The sequence below is a fragment of the Kitasatospora sp. NPDC057940 genome (assembly GCF_042887425.1).
Lineage (GTDB): Bacteria > Actinomycetota > Actinomycetes > Streptomycetales > Streptomycetaceae > Kitasatospora.
In genome coordinates this window covers 238,560-256,414 of sequence record NZ_JBHVPH010000002.1, presented here as the reverse complement: position 1 = coordinate 256,414, position 17,855 = coordinate 238,560, and the positions used below count along the sequence as shown (strand labels likewise).

Genomic DNA, 17,855 nt, shown 5'->3' with positions numbered 1-17,855 from the left:
CTGGCGGAGTAGGCGCCGAATCCGGCGCTGCGGAGGTGGCCGGGCGAGGGACTGGTCGCGGCCTGCGCCCGGACGCGACGGTCCCCGGCCGTGGATCGGTCGTGGAAGGCGCTGACGACCGCCCCGTTCACTGGCGGGCGGGGCGGGGCAGGTCGTCGAGCCAGGCGCCGATGAGGCCCTGGACGGTCTCGGCGCACTCGACCTGCGGGTTGTGGCCGACGCCGTCGAGCACCGTCGCCGCCATCCGGGGGTAGTGGTCGAGCAGGGCGAGTTGGTCGCGCCAGCCCACCAGGGCGTCCTGCCGGGTGGTGACCAGCAGGTGCCGGCCCTGGTGGGCCGGCACGCGGTGTTCGGGCCAGTGCGGCAGCAGGAAGTCGGCTTCGAGTTCGGCGGCGGCCGCCTGGTCGTGCGCGCGCCATCCCGGCCGGACGTACTGTTCGAAGAGCTTCCAGTTGCGCGCGGTGTGACGGGCCATGACGAGGCCGAAGAGTTCGCGGTCGGCGGGCGGGAGCCGGTCGAGGAGTTCGTCGTCACGCTCGGCCACGGTCGCGCCGGGCAGGGTCCGGTCGGGGCCCCAGTGCACGACCGGTACGAGCAGCGCCGATCCCAGGACCTGCGCCCCGAACCTCGCCGTCACCGCCCGGGCCAGCTGCCCGCCGAACGACTGCCCGAGCACGGCGAAGGGCTGCTCGCCCAGTTCGGCGTGGATCCAGTCGAAGACGGAGTCGGCCAGGGCGGCCGCCGACGTCGTCCCCGGCAGCCGGGGGCTGGTGCCGTGGCCGGGGAGGTCGAGGTAGAGCCGCCGCCACCCGGGGCGGTCGGCGAAGGCGGGTTCGACGGGGAGCAGGACCCGGTGGTCGACGGTGTAGCCGTGGATCATGACGAGCGGTGTGCCGTCGCCGAATTCGAGGTGCCGGATGGCGGAGTCGGTCATGACGGAAGGGTCCAACCATCACACCAATGGCAAGGTCAAGCCACACCATCAGACACCCACCTCGGGCTCACGCCTCAGGCTCGGCTCCTGACCTCGGTGAGGTACTCCCGGATGGCATCACGGTTACGGGTCAGGCACTGGATCCGACGGGTCATCCGCTCCGTCTCGGACTCCAGGGTGCCGATCATCTCCGGTGTGGCGTCGGCGAAGTGGATCGTCCGCGGGCTGTCCAGACAGGGCAGGATCTGCCTGATGATCCGCGTGGGCAGTCCGGCGTCCAGGAGTCCGCGGATCTGCAGGACCCGGTCGACGAGGTAGTCGTCGTAGGAGCGGTAGCCGTTCGCCTCGCGGTGCGCGGTGATCAGGCCCTGCTGCTCGTAGTAGCGCAGCAGGCGCGGAGGAGTGTCCGTCAACCGGGCGAGTTCGCCGATACGCATGTGACCACCCTCACGTCCGACCGGTGCCGTTCCGGACTGGACCTTGACACGGATGTCAAGGATAGACGATCGGGCCCATGCCCGAACTCCACTCCCCCAGCCCCTCGAACCCGCCCGCCACCCGGCTTCCCCAGCCCCCGAACCGGCCCGCCACCCGGCTGCCCTGGCCCAGCCTGCTGGCCCTGAGCACCGCCGGATTCGTCACCATCATGACCGAGGCCCTGCCCGCCGGCGTGCTGCCCGCGATGAGTGCGGACCTCGGCGTCAGCCAGTCCGGCGCCGGGCAGTCCGTCACGCTCTACGCGGCCGGCTCCATCGCGGCCGCCATACCGCTGACCGCCGCCACCGCCGGCTGGCCGCGCAAGCGCCTGCTGCTGCTGTCCGTCGGCGGCTTCGCCGCGGCCAACGCCGTCACCGCGGTCTCGACGAACTACCCCCTCACCATGGCAGCGCGCTTCGCCGCCGGCCTGGTCGCAGGCCTGCTCTGGGCCCTGCTGGCCGGGTACGCCCGCAGCATCGTCGCGCCGGAGCAGCGCGGCAGGGCGATGGCCGTCGCCATGGGCGGCTCGACGGTCGCCCTGTCGGTGGGCGTGCCCGCCGGCACCCTGGTCGCCGCGCTGGTGGGCTGGCGCACCACCTTCGGACTGATGAGCGCCGTCGCCGTGGCACTCACCGCCTGGATGCTCGTCGCGCTCCCGGCCGTCCCGGGGCGGCCCGGCCATGCCCGCACCCCCGTCCGGCAGGTGCTGCGGGTCCCCGGGGTGACGGCCGTCCTCACCGTCACGGCGGCCTTCGTCCTCGCCCACAACCTGCTCTACACGTACGTCGCGGCGCTGCTCGCGCCGCTGGGGCTCGGCGGCCGGACCGACACCGTCCTGCTCGTCCTCGGACTGTCCTCCCTGGTGAGCATCCTCGGTACCGGGGCGCTGATCGACCGCCACCTGCGCACCCTGACGATCGCCGCCTGTGCCCTGCTCTCCGCCGCGGCCCTGTCCGTCGCCGCCGCCCTGCTCACCGGCACCTCCTGGCCCGTCTACGGCAGCGCCGCGGTCTGGGGCCTCGCCTTCGGCGGCGCCGCCACCCTCCTGCAGACGGCGGTGGCCGACGCGGCCGGCCCGGCCGGGGACATCGCCCAGTCCCTGCTCGTCACCTGCTGGAACCTCGGCATCGCCGGCGCCGCGCTCACCGGCGGTGTCCTCCTCGACCACGGCGGCCCGAGCACGTTGCCCTGGTCCGCCCTGGTCCTGCTCGCCGCCGCCCTGACCGTCACCGTCGCCGCCCACCACCACGGCTTCCCCCGCCCCACCGGCCGCCGCACCGGCCGCCCGACCGACCACCCGACCGGCTGAACGGTCCGGCCATCCGGTCGGCTCTGCTGCGGCAATCCCCGAGACCGTGGTGGCGGGAGTACTGCTGGTTGCGCACGCAGGTCCGCCGGACTACGGGCCTCCGGATGCGTCGTCAGCTGCCGCAGGCCCAGCCTGCGGCAGCCGTCTCCTCGGTACCGGCGCAGCAGCCCTGCGGTGCGGCGTCGATTGCCCCCTTGCCTTGAGGTGCGGCGTCGGCGCTCTTGCCCAGGGTGTCGGCGTCGGCCTTGACGACGTAGACCTCCCAGGGCTCCTTGCCGGGGCCGGTGACCCAGACCTTGTCCTGGAGGGCGTAGCAGCAGGAGGTGTCGTTCTCCTCGAAGGTGGCGAGGCCGGCGTCCGTGAGGCGGGCGGCGGCCGCGGTGACCTGGTCGGTGGTGGCGACTTCGACGCCGAGATGGTCGATGCGGGTGTCCTCACCGGCCTCGCCTTCGATGAGGACGAGCTTGAGCGGGGGCTCGGCGATGGCGAAGTTGGCGTAGCCGGGGCGGCGCTTGGCGGGTTCGGCGTTGAAGAGCTTGGAGTAGAAGGCGATGGAGCCTTCGAGGTCGGCGACGCGCAGGGCGAGCTGGACGCGGGACATGGCGGTTCTCCCCAACAGGCTGGATCGATGTCTGTCGATGCAACCTTGCGCCCTGGATCGAAGTTCGTCAACATAGACGTATGTCGAATCAGGAACTTCGAGTGCTCGGCCAGGACGACGACGCGGACGGATGCTGCCCCGGGCTGCTGACCGCCCCGCTGGACGAGGACCAGGCCGTGGAACTGGCGCGGGTGTTCAAGGCGCTGGGCGATCCGGTACGGCTGCGGCTGCTGTCGATGATCGCCTCCCGGGCCGGGGGCGAGGTGTGCGTGTGTGACCTGACCCCGGCCTTCGACCTCTCCCAGCCGACGATCTCCCACCACCTGAAGCTGTTGCGGCAGGCCGGACTGATCGACTGCGAGCGCCGGGGCACCTGGGTGTACTACCGGCTGGTCCCCGAGATGACCGACCGCCTCGCCGGCATCCTGGCCCGCCCGGCGGCCGAGCCCCTGCCCGCACCCACCGGGTCCGCCTCGTGAGCACCGAAAACGCGCCGAACACGCCGAACACGCCGAACACGCCGAAGTCACCGACCGCACCAGCCGCACCAGCCGCACCGACCAGACCGAACGCCCCGGTGGCGGCCCGACTGTCGTTCACGGACCGCTACCTCGCCCTGTGGATCCTGGCCGCGATGGGCCTCGGCATCGGACTGGGCCGCCTGGTGCCCGGCCTCGGGAGCGCACTGGCGGGGGTGACCGTCTCCGGCGTCTCGCTGCCGATCGCGCTCGGCCTGCTGGTGATGATGTACCCGGTGCTCGCCAAGGTCCGCTACGACCGCCTCGACACCGTCACCCGCGACCGCCGCCTCCTCGTCCCCTCCCTGCTGCTGAACTGGGTCGTCGGCCCGGCGCTGATGTTCGCCCTCGCCTGGCTCCTCCTGCCCGACCTGCCGGAGTACCGCACCGGGCTGATCATCGTCGGCCTCGCCCGCTGCATCGCCATGGTGATCATCTGGAACGACCTGGCCTGCGGCGACCGGGAGGCCGCCGCCGTCCTCGTCGCCCTCAACTCCGTCTTCCAGGTCGTCACCTTCGGTGCGCTGGGCTGGTTCTACCTGTCCGTCCTGCCCGGCTGGCTCGGCCTGGAACAGACCGCCCTGAACGTGTCGGTGTGGGAGATCGCCCGCAGCGTGCTGATCTTCCTCGGCATCCCCCTCGCCGCCGGCTACCTCACCCGACGCCTGGGCGAGCAGGCCAAGGGCCGCACCTGGTACGAGGGCACGCTGCTCCCGCGCATCGGCCCCTTCGCCCTGTACGGGCTGCTGTTCACGGTCGTCATCCTCTTCGCCCTCCAGGGCGAGGCCGTCACCTCCCGGCCGTGGGACGTCGCCCGGATCGCGCTGCCCCTGCTGGTCTACTTCGCGCTCATGTGGACCGGCTCCCTGTTCCTCGGCCGCGCGGTGGGCCTGGACCACCCGCGGGCCACCACACTCGCGTTCACCGCCGCCGGCAACAACTTCGAACTGGCCATCGCCGTCGCCATCGCCACCTTCGGCGCCACCAGCGGCCAGGCCCTCGCCGGAGTCGTCGGCCCCCTCATCGAGGTGCCCGTCCTCATCGGCCTGGTCCACGTCGCCCTCGCCGCCCGCCGCCTCTTCCCCCAGCCCGCCGCCCCCGGAGGTTCCGTCCGTGCCTGAGCCCAAGCCGTCCGTGCTCTTCGTCTGCGTCCACAACGCCGGACGCTCCCAGATGGCCGCCGCCTTCCTCAGCCACCTCGGGGGCAGCCGGGTCGAGGTCCGCTCCGCCGGCTCCGCCCCCGCCGACACCGTCAACCCCGCCGTGGTCGAGGCCATGGCCGAGGTCGGCGTCGACCTCTCTGCCGAGGTTCCGAAGATCCTCACCACCGAGGCCGTACAGGCCTCCGACGTGGTGATCACCATGGGCTGCGGCGACGCCTGCCCGTACTTCCCCGGCAAGCGCTACCTCGACTGGACGCTCGACGACCCGGCCGGGCAGGGCGTCGACGCCGTACGCCCGATCCGCGACCGGATCGAGACCCGGATCCGCGGCCTGCTCACCGACCTCGGCATCCAGCCCAGCGCGTGAGAGCCCACCGGTAGCCCCAGGGCAGTCCTACGCGCCGGGCACACCCCGACGCCGTACGCGCTGACGCCGGGCATCGCGGCTCTGGTCGCGGTCACCGTGGTGACGACCAGCTCGTTCACCAAGGCCGCCGCCGCGTTCTGCGCGAACGTCGGCATCCACGCCATCGACCGGCGGGCCCCGGCCCTGTGGGCCGAGGGAACCGGCACCCCCCCTGGGCCTGACCGCCCGAGCCCGCACCGTCGTGGGGGCTCGGGCGGCCTCGTCGCACGCCTGCGCCGTCCTGCCTACGTGTGACGGGGTCAGGTGGTGCAGGAGGGGATGTTGTCGAGCCAGGCCGGTCCCTGGACGTAGATGTTGCTGATCCAGCCACGGTAGTCCGGCAGGTAGGACCAGGCGTCGTTGACGTAGCCCTCGGCCTCGACCTTCTCGGCGTGCTGCTGGCACTGGATGCGGACCGTCGTGGGGCCGGGCAGGACGGCGACGGGCGGGTTGGCGGTCGACGGGGTGGGGCGGATGTTCACCCCGCTGCTCCAGGTCCGGCGGTCGGCGCCCGCGGGGACGTCCGGCGTGTAGCGCAGGGCGCCGGCGTAGTCGGCGGCCGTGTGGCTGGAGAAGTCGGACACCATGAGGTGGGTGTCCGATTCCCGGGCCTCGACGATCTTTCCGCCGCCGAGGTAGATCGCCACGTGGTGGACGTGGGACAGGCCCCAGAAGACCAGGTCGCCGGGGCGCAGCACACCCTGGTCGCGGCCGAGTTGCTGTCCGGGCAGGCGGGAGATCCCGGCGGCGTCCTGCTGCCCGACGACGTCGCTGCCGACGGCCTGGGACCAGGCCCAGCGAACGAAACCGGAGCAGTCGAAACCGACGCGGAAGGGGTCGTTCCCGGAGCGCTCGGGGTCGCTGGGGTCGACCTGGCCGTACGTCGCGCCGGGGGTGGTGCCGTGGCCGCCGCCCCAGGTGTACCACGTACCGGCGGCGACCTGGCTGCAGGCGGCGGCGATGGCCCGGCCGGCGGCCTCCGATATCGGAGTGCCCTGCGCGGCACACGCGTCGTCGGCCGGCTCGGACGCGGCGTCGGCCCGGGCCGGGGGCGTCACCGCCGCCAGCAGGGCGACCACCAGGCAGACCAGCAGACTGGCCAGAGCGATACCACGAGTGTTCGTTCTCAACGGAGGTCCTCTTTCACCGAGCCGGGACGGGACGGGTTACGGGACTGACCATCCTCCTGTGAAAGCCCGGCATCAACGCCCATGCCGAATCGGACAGTTGATGAGACACAGTCGCCCCGCCCCCAGGCGGGCCCCTCGCTTGCCGGGGCAGGGGGCGTCCCTATACGCCACCTGTGAACGTCCGCCGCACGCCGGTACCGTCCCTGTGACAGCGCGGTCCTGCGGGGCCGGTGTGGCCGCGATCTCGGGAGAGCAGCCGCGCTTGAGGAGCACCACACACATGACGAGGACCTTCACCAAGACGTTCACGGACCCCCACACCCAGCAGCGTTCGCTGGCCCACCACCGCTGGATCGCCCGCGCCAACCCCGACGTACGCGTCCCCCACGTCGTCCACGTCCACCCCAGCGCGATCGACTACGAACACCTCGACGGCCACCACGGCACCCCCGACGACCTGCTGGCCCTGGCCGACCTCCTCGGCCACCAGCACACCACCGCCCACACCCACGACCTGCACGCCGCCCGCATGAACGCACCTCACACCAGTGGCGCCGTCACGACCGCCGCCGTCACGATCGACGACTTCGCCGACAGCCGCCGCTCGCGCCTCCACCGGCTTCTGGCCACCGGCACCGTACCGTCCCCGCTCCTGACCCCCGACGCGATCGACGACTGGCTGGAGCGGGCCGCCACCATGCCCGCCGCCTTCTACAAGGACTCCAACCCGCGCAACTTCCTCATCACCGACACCACCGTCGCCGTCGTCGACTTCGACTCCCTCACCCTCGCCCCCTTCGGCTACGACCTCGCCAAGATCATCGTCACCATCTCCATGACCGCCGGCCCCCTGCCCGAGGACACCATCCGCAAGGCCGTAGCCGCCTACAACCGCCATCCCGAGCAGCGCGGTCTTCCCGGGTGCTCCTGGCGCGAGTTCGCCGCATGGAGCGAGTTCCACCACATCCTCACCACGCCCCACCACGGCACCAACGGCTACCGGTACAGCTGGCACGCAATCAGGCCGGCCTGGACCACCGACATCCTCCGGAACTCCGACAAGGAGTCCGCACCGTGACGAACACCAGCATGACGCTCCATTCGGTCTATCAACCGACAATGTGACACATCTGCGTGATGATCCGATTCCAGACGGTGATCGACACGTTCTCGACAGTCCCCCCGATCCACTCATCGCGCACGGGCCCTTGCCGCCACGCTGTACCCACCGCCACCCCTCCGGGTGTGCGAGATCAGGAGGGGACATGGCGAGGGGCACCGCCCACCAGGTCGAACTGCTACGCGCAGAAGTCGGGACGGCCCTTCAGGCCGGCCTGGAGGAGATCCGCAACCACACCGACAGCCTCCGGGCCGAATTCACCGCGACGCTGGCGGCCGGCCTGAGCGAACACCACGACGAATTCCTCGAAGCGATCGCCAAAGAACGGCAGGAGGCCAACCGCAGGCTCCACCACCAGTTGGGCAACCTTCGCAACGAACTCAGCACTCGGCAGAACAGTGGCCGCGTCTCCCCGGACGGCGGCCCCGCCGAAGCGCCTCGGCCCGCCGTCGACTCCCCCGAGGCCGTGGGCCAGGCGACGGAAGCCGTTCACCCGACCAGCGGCGATGTCAGCACCAACTCCCCCGGTACCAACGAGCTCCCCGAAGCCGAACCCCCGGTATCCGAGCAGGCCGCGCAGCAGGCCGCGCAGCAGGCCTCCCCCTCCGTGGTCGGCGAGACCGCGGAAACCGACAGCGAGGAGACAACCGTGTCCGAAACCACCCGTCCCGACGACACGCCGACCTCCCCGCACGTCCTCACCGAGGACCAGCTCAGCCAGATCGCGACCGAGGTCGCCGCCCAACTCGCAGACCGGTTCCGTCCCTCCGGCCCCACGGAGCACGACAAGAAGGTCGATCCGGAGGGCACGGAAGCAGTCGCACCGGACCAAGCCGTCATCGACGGCCTCCCGAGCAGTCGCGCCGACGACGTGTCCGCTCTCATCCCGGAGCCCTTCGTCTGGGAGAACCACGTCAACACCCTCCTCAAGGCCGCAGCCGTGAAGACCGTCGCGATCTCCTGCCACCCCGAGACCTGGGACTTCCTGGCCGCCCAGGCCGAGGGCGCCGACCACTTCTCGAAGCCGGTCAACGACGGCAACGAGGACACGATCCTGTCCGGCCCCAGCACCATCGCCCTCCTCAACGCCCTCCGGGAAACCGCCTACAGCGGAGTCGGCAGCGGCAGCGGCAACTGCACCAGCATCGGAACGTGGGCCCTCGCCGTCACCAGCTACGAGCGCATCGCCGCCGTCATCAACAGCACCCGCCCCGCCGACGAGCAGACCGGCAACGACCGCCTGCACCAGCCGCGCATCGTCCTCGACGACCGCAGCACCACCAACTCGCCCCCCACCAACTGACCCACCGACACAGCGACGGCCCCGGCCTCAGCGGCCGGCACCAAAGGTCGATTCCGCCGGCCGACGGCGCTCGCCAGCAAGACAGCAGGTCGCGGGCTCACCGGGATCGACAGCCGCCCGAGCGACAGAACGTCACCGACCGTCTGCCCGACGCCTGCCACCGACCGCACCGATAGCCTGCACAGATGAAGCGGATTCAGCGGACCGCTGGCGTGGTCGTCGGCTCGGCTGTGGGTGACGCGCTCGGAGCCCCTTTCGAGTTCGGCCCCCCAGGAGCGTTCTCTGCGCGGTTCCCCGTCCCCGGCGCCGGTGCTGAGATGTGCGGAGGTGGCGGCTGGGATCCTGGCGAGGCCACGGATGACACGCAGATGGCCGTACTGGTGGCGGAGTCACTGGTCCAGCGGGGCGGGCTGGACCTGCCGGACGTCTTCGGCCGCTTCCAGCGGTGGGCGGCATCCGAACCCAAGGACATCGGCTTGCAGACCGAGGACGTCCTCACCAACGGCATGCCCTGGGACCTGGCTGCCGCGATCCACTTCCAGGTCAACTTGCGGGCAGCAGGTAACGGCTCGTTGATGCGGGCATCGACATCCGCGGTCCACTTCGCACGTGCGGGACAGGCCGCCACCATGGATGCCGCTCGACGCATCGCCGCCCTCACCCACGGCGACCGCGCCGCCTGGGAAGGCACCGCGATCTTCCACGAACTCATACGCGTCACGTTGGAAGGCGACGACGCCTTCCACGCGCTCCCTGACGTTCTGACGCTCATCGATCCCGATCACCGCTCGCGATACGCGACGGTCCTCGATCCCGACTGGCATCCGGACCAGGCAACCGAGTTCAACGGAGCCGTCTGGCCCTGCCTGGGGTCAGCGGTCTGGGCTCTGCGCACCACGACGACCTTCGAGGGCGCGCTGCGCGCGGCCATCGACCTGGGCGGCGACACGGACACCGTCGCCGCGGTCACCGGCGGGCTTGCGGGTGCCCGTTACGGACTGGACGCGATCCCCTCCCGGTGGACCGAGCCGCTGCACATCCCGCTGCCGGGTTCCGGCGGACGGGTCCTGCAACTGTCCGATCTCCTTGATCTGGTGGACGGCCTCGGGGGCTGATCTCGCCCGAGAACTCGCGACGCGCCGCCGACCGGTATGACGACAGGACCGCGACCGGTCCGGCGAAAGCTCGCTGCGAACCCGGGCGGGCGAGGTGTTGTCGTAGGGGCTTGGCAGGATGCTCCCATGCTCGCCATCCGTCCTGACCAACACCGTGACGACCGGTCCGGTCCTCCCGACCTCCGGGGGGACTTCGAGGTGCACCTGACCGTGGAGCCCGGCGCCGCCGAGGCGTTGGCCGGGTGGGCCGACGGTCACGGCCTGAAGTTCACCCACATCCTGCTGGCGCGCGGTGCGGCGCCCTCGCAGCCGATGCTCACCCTGCGCGCCGACGGCTCGTTGGACGAGGTCGCCGCGGCGACGTCCCGCACCACGGGCCGGCTGACTCAAGCCGGGTTCACGGTCCTACGGGCGAAGATCGAGGCCACGCCGTGGGCCGAGGGCGTTCCGGTCTCGGACGAGGACGCCGTGCCGCACGGGGCGCACCGGTACTTCGAACACCACGTCAAGCTGCTGCTTCCGGGCCCGCTTCCCACGGCCGACCTCGCCGACCCCGCCGACCCCGCCCGCCTCGCGGACCTCGCCGAGTTGGCCGTCCGCCACGGTGCGCACCTGTCGCACAACCCGCGCCGAATACGCGACGACGGCCGGCGCGAGTGGTTCGTGACCCAGCGGTGCCGCCTGGTCGGCCTGAACACCGCGGGCCACCGCCTGGAGGCGCTGCTCCAGGGCCTTGCCGCCGACGGTCGCGAGGTGGTGTCGGTGGAGCGCGAGTTCGTCGCCGTGGACAGCGACGAGGCCCTGGACGAGGGCTGGATCAGCGAGCACGAGCACGAACAGAACCACGAACGCGAACAGAAGCACGAGCAAGAGCAAGAGGGAGACCCGCGATGACCGAGGACCAGCCCCAGTCGCCAGTGGCGTGGGAGGAACTGCAATACGGGCCGTGGCAGGGCGTCCTGCTTCCCCGGCAGCCGCCGTCGGAGGACGTCCGCGAGGACCGGGGCCTGCCCAGGAGCATCCGGCCGATCGACGACGAGGCGGTGAGCCAGCAGCCGGTCTTCGACCCCGCCCTCGCCGGGTACGCCCGGGCCCTGCGGCCCAGTGAGCCCGCCTTCACCGACCCGCAGCTCGCCCAACCGTGGCTCGCCGCGCGACGCGAGGCGCTGAACACCGTGCTGTCCGCCGTCGCCGGCTCGCCGTGGGCCGAGCACCTGGTCCTGCGCGGAAGCGTCCTGCTGCGGGCCTGGTACGGCGAGCAGGCGCGGGAGCCGGGGGACCTGGACTTCGTGGTCCGCCCGACGGACTGGCAGTTGGAGGACGAGCGCACGGACCGCATGTTCGAGGAGCTCGCCGCCGACGCCGAACGGCTCTCGGGCGCGGTGCGGCTGCACGCGGACCAGGCGGTCAGCGACGAGATCTGGACGTACAGCCGGATTCCCGGGCGCCGGCTCGTCCTGCCGTGGTCGGCACCCGGCATCCCGGGCGGGACCGTCCAGTTGGACTTCGTCTTCACCGAACACCTGCCCGTCCCACCGGAGTCCTACCAGCTCCCCGGCGTCACGGGCCGGTTGTTCGCCGCCACGCCACAGCTCTCCCTCGCGTGGAAGATCCTCTGGCTGGCCTCGGACGACCACCCCCAGGGCAAGGACCTCTACGACGCGATCCTGCTCTCGCGCACCGACGAGGTGCCCTACGACCTGCTGCGGCAGGTCTTCACCCAGTCCGACGAGACCTGGTCGCGCTGCCCGCTCCTCCCGGAACAGATCGCCGGACTCTACGTCGACTGGGACGAATTCGCCAAGGACTACCCGCAGTTCGCCGACTCCGTGGAGGAGTACCCGGCGCAACTGCTCGCCGCGCTCCACACGACCTTCGCCGACCACGGCGAGTACGCACTGCGCGCCCAGTGGCTGGCCCCGCTGATCGAGGAACTGCGGGAGGTGCTGGCGCGCGAGGGCATGGACGAGGTCCAGCAACGGATGTCCCAGCGGTACATGGCCCCGGACAACTCCCTGGTGATCACCCGCGAACTGCTCGGCGGCGGCCTCGGGGGCAACCTCGAAGACGCCCGCCGCGCCGTCGCCGCCCACCTCGGAGACAATCCGGACCGGAAGACCCGCAAGCTGACGGAGGCCGCCGCCCGCTACGCCACCGAGCTCGCCACCGACCACCCGACGGACGGCACCCACAGCTGACACCGGCCCGGGCGGGCACCCGGCACAGGAAGAGAAGCCCGACCCCCGAAATCCCAGGGCTCGCCGACCGACCATGGCCCGGCTGGTCGGCGACCCGGGAACGGACGGCTCAGCGGGCCAGCAGCTCCCGGATCGCCCCCGCGATCTCGTCGGGCGCCTCCTCCGCCATGAAGTGCCCCGCGCGGGTCAGCCGGTGGTCGAGGTCCGGCGCCCACGCCTTCCACACCGCGGCCGCGTCGTAGCCCAGCTGCGCGCCCCAGTCCTGCTGGACGACCGTCACGGGCATGGCCAGCTGCGACCCCGCGTCCAGGTCCGCTCGGTCGTGCGTGACGTCGATGCCCGCCGAGGCCCGATAGTCCGCGACGATCGACGTCACCGCCGCCGCGCTCGCCCGCAGGTATTCGGCACGGACGTCCTCGGGAACGGCGGTCGCGTCGTTGGCCCAGGAGTCGAGGAACGAGCCGAAGAACGCGTCCGCACTGTTGGCGATCATCACCTCCGGCAGGCCCGGCGGCTGCGCCATCAGGAAGAGGTGGTAGCCGACCGCCGCCGGGACGCCGTGCAGGACGTTCCACATGTCGAGGGTCGGCACGATGTCGAGGATGCCCAGGTGCGTGACGGTCTCAGGGTGGTCCAGCCCCGCCCGGAAGGCGACCAGGGCGCCCCGGTCGTGGCCGACGAGGGCGAAGCGCTCGTGGCCGAGGGCGGCCGCCACGTTCACGACGTCGGCGGCCATGGCGCGCTTGGCGTACACCTCGGGGTCGGTGGCCGCCGGCTTGTCGCTGGCGCCGTAGCCCCGCAGGTCGGGGCAGATCACCGTGTGTTCGTCGGCGAGCCGCTCGGCAACGTGTCGCCACATCAGGTGGGTCTGGGGGAAACCGTGCAACAGCACGACCGGGCTCCCGCTGCCGCCGACGGCGGCGGCCAGCTCCACCCCGTCCGCACCGGGCAGGCGGACGTGATCGAAGCCGGGAATGGTGAGCGTCATGAAGAGCCATCCTTGTCGGTCGGGGGCTGACCGGACCAGCCTGGGCCACGGCGATCAGCAACGGATCAGTACGGTCAAGCGCAGCCGACCCCCGGCACGGAGGATGGGGGCATGCGAATCGACGTGCTCGGTGCCGTGCGAGCCCTCCGCGACGACGGCAGCCCGATCGACCTGGGCGGCCCCCGCCATCGTGAGGTGCTCTCCCGGCTCGTCGCCGCCGAGGGGCGGATGGTCACCACCGACACCCTCGTCGACGACCTGTGGACCGATCCACCGGTCCGCGCCGTGGGCGCTCTGCGCACGTTCGTCGCCGCGCTGCGCCGCGCCCTCGAACCCGACCGGCCGCCCCGCGATCCGCCGCGCGTCATCGTCACCGAAGGGCCCGGCTACGCGTTGCGCCTGCCGCGCGAGGACGTGGACGTCCACCGGTTCCAGGACACCCTGGCCCGCGCCCGACGCCGCCCCGGCACAGTGCCCGGCCATGACACCCTGACCAGCCCCGACACGGTGCCCGCCCCCGACGCGGTGGCCGACCTCGGCGCGGCACTCAAGGACTGGCGCGGCCCCGCCTACGCCGATGTGACCGGCGCCGCATGGGCGCAACGCGAGCGGACCCGGCTGGAGGAACTGCGGCTGGAGGCGGTGGAACTGCGCGCCCGTCTCCTCCTCGGCTCCGGTGAATCCGGTGAATCCGGTGACTTCGGTGACTTCGGCGCAGGGGCCGGTCTCGTCGCCGAACTGGGCGCCCACGTCGCCGAACAGCCGTGGCGCGAGCCGGCCTGGGGGCTATTGGCCCGAGCGCTGTACCGCGCGGGCCGCCAGGCCGACGCGCTGGCCACCCTCCGCCGCGCCCGCGCGATGCTCGTCGATCAACTCGGGCTCGACCCCGGGGCCGGGCTCCGGCGTCTGGAGACGGACATCCTCAACGGGGCCGCGACCCTCGAAGGCCCCCGTACCGGGTGGAGCGGCCCCGGCGTCCGGCTAGGCCCGCGCACCACCGTGGACCTGGCCCGCACCCTCGCCCTGGCGGGTGGCGACGCCCTGGTCCACTCGCGGCGCGACCGCCTCGCCGCCATTCAGGCCGCGGAACGCACGGGAGACCTCCTCCTGACCGCCCGGATCATCGGCGCCTACGACGTGCCCGCCATCTGGAGCCGGGCCGACGACCCCGAGCAGTCCCGCGCGGTCGTCGCGGCTGCCGAACGCACGCTCGCCGCGCTCGGCCCCGACGGCCCCGCCGACCTGTCGGCCCGCCTCCTGGCCACGGTCGCCGTCGAGAGCCGCAGCGCCGACCTGTCCGCAGCCGAGCTGTCCGCGGCCGAGCTGGGCCGCGCCCAGCAGGCGGCACGACAGGCGGAGGCGCTGGCGCGGGGCCTGGCCGATCCCGCCCTGCTGGTCTTCGCCCTCAACGGGGTGTTCCTGCAGTCCTTCACCCGCCCCGGGCTCGCGGCGGTACGGGACGGGATCGGCGCCGAGATCCTCGACGTGGCCGCCCGGCACGAGCTGCCGAACTTCGCCGTGCTCGGCCGACTCGTCCGCCTCCAGTCCGCCTCGGCCCTCGGCGACCTCGACGCCGCGGCCTCGCACGCCGAGGCTGCCGAACGAGTCGCCGCCGCCACCGAGGCGCCCCTCGTCCCCGTCCTCACCGGGTGGTTCCGGGCCCGGGCCACGGCCGCCCGCAGCACCGAACCCGGTGGGCCGACCGCCGCCACGGCCGCAGCGCACTACCGGGCCGCCGAGAACGCCCTCCAGCGGGCCGGAATGCCGGGGCTGCACCGCGGCCTGTTCGCGCTCGCCCTCCTCGGGCTGCGCCTGCTGCACGACCGGCCCGCGCCCACCGACCCGCACCTCGACTGGGGCCCGTACCGGCCTTGGGCGCGCCCCCTCGTGCTGCTGGCCCAGGACCGGGTCGAGGAGGCCCGTACCGCACTCGCCGCGGCGCCCGAGCCGGCGCGCGACCACATGCAGGAGGCCATGTGGTGCCTGACCGCCCGCGCCGCCGTACGCCTCGGCGAGCCCGGAATCGCCGCACGCGCCGGGGCTGCCCTGCGCGGTGCCCGTGCGGAACACGCCGGCGCCGCCAGTGGAATGCTGACGCTGGGACCGGTGGCACGGTACCTGGCGGAGGCTGAGGCATGCGCCGGAGCGGGGTAGGCGACGCTGCCCGGGTACCCAGCGCCCCCGGCCGGCACCTCGCCGTCCACCGGGCCGGACCCGGACCCGCTCCCGCCCCGCCTACCCCGAGGTCCTGATCACGCACAGGCGGCGGGTGGCACGGGTGAGGGCGACGTACAGGTCGCGTTCGCCGGCCGGGCGGGCGGCGGTGATCTGGTCGGGGTCGACGACGAGGACGGCGTCGAACTCCAGGCCGCGCGCCTCGGAGGCGGGGACGAGGCGGACGTGTCCGGGCAGCCCGGCGGCCTCCAGTTCCGGCAGGCGGGCGTCCGCGCAGACCACGGCGAGGAGGTCGCCGTGGTGGGCGGCCGTCTGGGCGCGCAGTTCGGCCAGGACGGCGGCGGCGAGGCCGTGGGCCGGGGCGGTGAGGGTGCGCGGGGGTTCGCCGTGGCGGATGGCGCGGGCGCGGGTCTGGTCGGGGGCGATGCGGGCGAGCAGGTCGGTGGTGGCGGCGAGGATCTCCTGCGTGGTGCGGTAGCTGACGGTCAGGGTGTGCAGGTCGAAGCGGCTTCCGGTGTGCGGGTGGAGGGCCTCGTGCCAGTCGCGGGCCTGGGCGGCGGGGCCGGCCTGGGCGAAGTCGCCGACGACGGTCATCGAGCGGGTGGGGCAGCGGCGCAGCACGGCGCGCCACTGCATCGCGGTGAGTTCCTGGGCCTCGTCGACGACGACGTGGCCCCAACTGCGCTGCGGGGGGCCGTCGAGCAGGGCGGCGGCCTCGTCCAGCAGCGGCAGGTCGGCGTCGGTCCACGGGGCGTCGGGGGCGCGCAGCAGGCGGGCGCGCTGGTCGTCGGAGAGGTGGGGCAGGTGGGCGGCGAGGGCGGCGGGGTCGGTGAGCAGGGCGCGGACGGCGTCGTGCGGGGTGAGGACGGGCCAGTGGGTGTCGAGGACGCGGTCGAGGTGCGGGTCGTCCAGCAGGGCCGCGCGGACGGCCTCGGCGTCGAAGGTGCCGTCGGTACCGGCGGTGCCGCCGGTACCCACAGGGCCGTCGATACCCGGGGCGTCGTCGGTACCGGCGGCGCCGTGGCCACGTGAGCCGTCGAGACCGAGCCGGCGCAGGTCGCCGGCGGCGACGCGGTCGAGGTTGAGGCCGGTGAGCTGGGCGACCTCGGCGTCGAGCTGGTCGAGGGTGTCGGCCGTGTCGCGTTCGAGGGCGCGGGTGAGGGCGTCGGCCAGCAGGTCCTTGAACAGGTCGCGGGCACGGTTGTGGGCGAGGCCGTCGGCGGTGGCGGCGCGGGCGGCGGCGGCGAGGTCGGACTGCGGCAGGTGCACCTCCTCCTGGCCGACCCGGATGGCCAGGCCGTCCGCCGCCGGGGCCTGGTGGGCGCGGACCACGGCGGCCAGGGCGTCGGCGAGGGCGGCGTCGCCCTTGAGGCGGGCGGCCCGCGGCTCCTCGGGCGCCACCGGGCCGGGAATGGCGGGGGCGAGGTCGGCGCAGGTCGCCAGGGCGACGTCGTTCTCGCCGAGCGAGGGCAGCACCTGACAGATGTAGTCCAGGAAGCGGGCGTTGGGGCCCAGCACCAGGACGCCGCGTTCGGCGGCGCGCGGGAAGGCGTACAGCACGTAGGCGGCGCGGTGCAGGGCCACCACCGTCTTTCCGGTGCCGGGGCCGCCCTGCACGACCGTCACCCCCCGGTGGCGGGAGCGGACGATCGCGTCCTGCTCGGCCTGGAGGGTGGCGACCGCGGCGCCCATGCGTCCGGTGCGCCGGGCCGACAGGGCCTCCAGCAGCGGGCCGTCTCCGATCACGTCCTCACGGGTGGGGTCGGAGCCGTCCAGCAGTTCGTCGCTGACGGCGGCGACGGTGCGGCCGTCCAGACGCAGGTGGCGCCGGCGCCGCAGGCCCATCGGGTGGACGGGCGTGGCCTCGTAGAAGGGCCTGGCGGCCTCGGCCCGCCAGTCCACCAGCAGCGGCAGTTCGTCCGCCTCGGTGTGCAGGCCCAGGCGCCCGATCCGCAGCGTGGTGCCGTCGGCGGCATCGAGGCGGCCGAACACCAGCCCGTGGCCGGCGCCTTCCAGGCGGCGCACCTCCCCGGCCCACCGCGCGGCCGCCAGGTCCCGCTCGTACACGGCCCCGGCGCCGTCGGCGGGCGCGGCGAGGGTACGGGCCAGTTCGGCGCGCGTCTGCTCCAGGCGCCGGTCGTACTCGGCGCACACGGCCCCCACCTGCGCGTTCTCCGCCTGCACCTGGCACTCGGCACGGTCATCGCTGTACGGCACGACGGGCCTCCTCTCGGGTTCGGGCCGTCACTATGCGGGGGCGGGCGGGGGAAAGTAAAAGTTGACGAACGCATCACCGCTGCGCCCTCCGCCTCACGATTCCCCAACTCTCAACCCATGCACCAAACATGACGAAACATCAGCCATTACCGCGCGAGTGATCACCGAGGACGTCGAGGCCGCAGGTAGGCGACCAGGCGG

At 72.9% G+C, this 17,855-nt stretch carries 16 protein-coding genes; 10 read left to right on the top strand and 6 right to left on the bottom strand.

Annotated elements, in window-relative coordinates; genetic code table 11:
* Positions 1-127: 127 nt before the first annotated feature.
* Positions 128-934: an alpha/beta fold hydrolase gene (locus tag ACFVTF_RS04695; protein WP_387808959.1), complete on the bottom strand. Its 807-nt coding sequence runs from the start codon at positions 932-934 to the stop codon at positions 128-130.
* 74 nt (positions 935-1,008) lie between these two features.
* On the bottom strand, positions 1,009-1,371 hold the full coding sequence (locus ACFVTF_RS04690) for a MerR family transcriptional regulator (RefSeq protein WP_331744938.1): 363 nt from the start codon (positions 1,369-1,371) through the stop codon (positions 1,009-1,011).
* A gap of 77 nt (positions 1,372-1,448) precedes the next feature.
* Here ACFVTF_RS04690 and ACFVTF_RS04685 point away from each other — a divergent pair, with 77 nt between their 5' ends.
* Entirely contained in the window at positions 1,449-2,720 is a 1,272-nt protein-coding gene (locus tag ACFVTF_RS04685; RefSeq protein ID WP_387808956.1) for an MFS transporter, read from the top strand.
* Positions 2,721-2,832: 112 nt separating this feature from the next.
* Here the strand turns inward: ACFVTF_RS04685 and ACFVTF_RS04680 are convergent, their stop codons facing one another.
* The gene (locus ACFVTF_RS04680) at positions 2,833-3,321 is read right to left on the bottom strand and encodes an ArsI/CadI family heavy metal resistance metalloenzyme (RefSeq protein ID WP_387808953.1); all 489 of its coding nucleotides are present in this window, start codon (positions 3,319-3,321) and stop codon (positions 2,833-2,835) included.
* Positions 3,322-3,401: 80 nt separating this feature from the next.
* Between ACFVTF_RS04680 and ACFVTF_RS04675 the strand changes: the two genes are divergently transcribed.
* The 3 genes from ACFVTF_RS04675 to ACFVTF_RS04665 all read left to right on the top strand — a co-directional run bounded on the left by ACFVTF_RS04675 (position 3,402) and on the right by ACFVTF_RS04665 (position 5,369).
* A complete protein-coding gene (locus ACFVTF_RS04675; RefSeq protein WP_387808950.1) occupies positions 3,402-3,800 on the top strand; it encodes an ArsR/SmtB family transcription factor in 399 nt (132 codons plus the stop codon).
* Positions 3,801-3,898: 98 nt separating this feature from the next.
* A complete protein-coding gene (arsB, locus tag ACFVTF_RS04670) occupies positions 3,899-4,960 on the top strand; it encodes an ACR3 family arsenite efflux transporter (protein ID WP_387808947.1) in 1,062 nt (353 codons plus the stop codon).
* A complete protein-coding gene (locus ACFVTF_RS04665; RefSeq protein ID WP_387808944.1) occupies positions 4,953-5,369 on the top strand; it encodes an arsenate reductase ArsC in 417 nt (138 codons plus the stop codon). Before arsB ends, ACFVTF_RS04665 begins: the two co-directional genes overlap by 8 nt.
* A 299-nt stretch (positions 5,370-5,668) precedes the next feature.
* Here the strand turns inward: ACFVTF_RS04665 and ACFVTF_RS04660 are convergent, their stop codons facing one another.
* A complete protein-coding gene (locus tag ACFVTF_RS04660) occupies positions 5,669-6,538 on the bottom strand; it encodes a C40 family peptidase (protein ID WP_387808941.1) in 870 nt (289 codons plus the stop codon).
* A 100-nt stretch (positions 6,539-6,638) separates the two neighbouring features.
* Between ACFVTF_RS04660 and ACFVTF_RS04655 the strand changes: the two genes are divergently transcribed.
* The 5 genes from ACFVTF_RS04655 to ACFVTF_RS04635 all read left to right on the top strand — a co-directional run bounded on the left by ACFVTF_RS04655 (position 6,639) and on the right by ACFVTF_RS04635 (position 12,274).
* Positions 6,639-7,616: a phosphotransferase gene (locus ACFVTF_RS04655; protein ID WP_387808939.1), complete on the top strand. Its 978-nt coding sequence runs from the start codon at positions 6,639-6,641 to the stop codon at positions 7,614-7,616.
* A 187-nt stretch (positions 7,617-7,803) separates the two neighbouring features.
* Positions 7,804-8,961, top strand: coding sequence for a hypothetical protein (locus ACFVTF_RS04650; protein WP_387808936.1), 1,158 nt, complete (start codon positions 7,804-7,806; stop codon positions 8,959-8,961).
* A 185-nt stretch (positions 8,962-9,146) separates the two neighbouring features.
* A complete protein-coding gene (locus tag ACFVTF_RS04645) occupies positions 9,147-10,076 on the top strand; it encodes an ADP-ribosylglycohydrolase family protein (protein ID WP_387808934.1) in 930 nt (309 codons plus the stop codon).
* Between the two features lie 198 nt (positions 10,077-10,274).
* Complete coding sequence (locus ACFVTF_RS04640) at positions 10,275-10,970, top strand: hypothetical protein (protein ID WP_387808931.1); 696 nt, start codon at positions 10,275-10,277, stop codon at positions 10,968-10,970.
* Entirely contained in the window at positions 10,967-12,274 is a 1,308-nt protein-coding gene (locus tag ACFVTF_RS04635; RefSeq protein ID WP_387808928.1) for a nucleotidyl transferase AbiEii/AbiGii toxin family protein, read from the top strand. The genes ACFVTF_RS04640 and ACFVTF_RS04635 overlap by 4 nt, the downstream gene beginning before the upstream one ends.
* A gap of 109 nt (positions 12,275-12,383) precedes the next feature.
* On the opposite strand, the gene ACFVTF_RS04630 is transcribed toward ACFVTF_RS04635, so the two are convergent.
* Positions 12,384-13,262, bottom strand: coding sequence for an alpha/beta fold hydrolase (locus ACFVTF_RS04630; protein WP_387808925.1), 879 nt, complete (start codon positions 13,260-13,262; stop codon positions 12,384-12,386).
* 111 nt (positions 13,263-13,373) lie between these two features.
* On the opposite strand from ACFVTF_RS04630, the gene ACFVTF_RS04625 reads away from it, so the two are divergent.
* Complete coding sequence (locus ACFVTF_RS04625) at positions 13,374-15,416, top strand: BTAD domain-containing putative transcriptional regulator (RefSeq protein ID WP_387808922.1); 2,043 nt, start codon at positions 13,374-13,376, stop codon at positions 15,414-15,416.
* Positions 15,417-15,497: 81 nt separating this feature from the next.
* Here ACFVTF_RS04625 and ACFVTF_RS04620 read toward each other — a convergent pair whose 3' ends face one another.
* Complete coding sequence (locus ACFVTF_RS04620) at positions 15,498-17,654, bottom strand: HelD family protein (protein ID WP_387808920.1); 2,157 nt, start codon at positions 17,652-17,654, stop codon at positions 15,498-15,500.
* Positions 17,655-17,855 lie beyond the last annotated feature (201 nt).

What these genes read in the sequence shown, in the direction of transcription:
- ACFVTF_RS04695 (WP_387808959.1), bottom strand. Translation starts at nt 934, where the DNA reads ATGACCGACTCCGCCATCCGGCACCTCGAATTCGGCGACGGCACACCG.
- ACFVTF_RS04690 (WP_331744938.1), bottom strand. Translation starts at nt 1,371, where the DNA reads ATGCGTATCGGCGAACTCGCCCGGTTGACGGACACTCCTCCGCGCCTG.
- ACFVTF_RS04685 (WP_387808956.1), top strand. Translation starts at nt 1,449, where the DNA reads ATGCCCGAACTCCACTCCCCCAGCCCCTCGAACCCGCCCGCCACCCGG.
- ACFVTF_RS04680 (WP_387808953.1), bottom strand. Translation starts at nt 3,321, where the DNA reads ATGTCCCGCGTCCAGCTCGCCCTGCGCGTCGCCGACCTCGAAGGCTCC.
- ACFVTF_RS04675 (WP_387808950.1), top strand. Translation starts at nt 3,402, where the DNA reads ATGTCGAATCAGGAACTTCGAGTGCTCGGCCAGGACGACGACGCGGAC.
- ACFVTF_RS04655 (WP_387808939.1), top strand. Translation starts at nt 6,639, where the DNA reads ATGAGACACAGTCGCCCCGCCCCCAGGCGGGCCCCTCGCTTGCCGGGG.
- ACFVTF_RS04650 (WP_387808936.1), top strand. Translation starts at nt 7,804, where the DNA reads ATGGCGAGGGGCACCGCCCACCAGGTCGAACTGCTACGCGCAGAAGTC.
- ACFVTF_RS04645 (WP_387808934.1), top strand. Translation starts at nt 9,147, where the DNA reads ATGAAGCGGATTCAGCGGACCGCTGGCGTGGTCGTCGGCTCGGCTGTG.
- ACFVTF_RS04635 (WP_387808928.1), top strand. Translation starts at nt 10,967, where the DNA reads ATGACCGAGGACCAGCCCCAGTCGCCAGTGGCGTGGGAGGAACTGCAA.
- ACFVTF_RS04630 (WP_387808925.1), bottom strand. Translation starts at nt 13,262, where the DNA reads ATGACGCTCACCATTCCCGGCTTCGATCACGTCCGCCTGCCCGGTGCG.
- ACFVTF_RS04625 (WP_387808922.1), top strand. Translation starts at nt 13,374, where the DNA reads ATGCGAATCGACGTGCTCGGTGCCGTGCGAGCCCTCCGCGACGACGGC.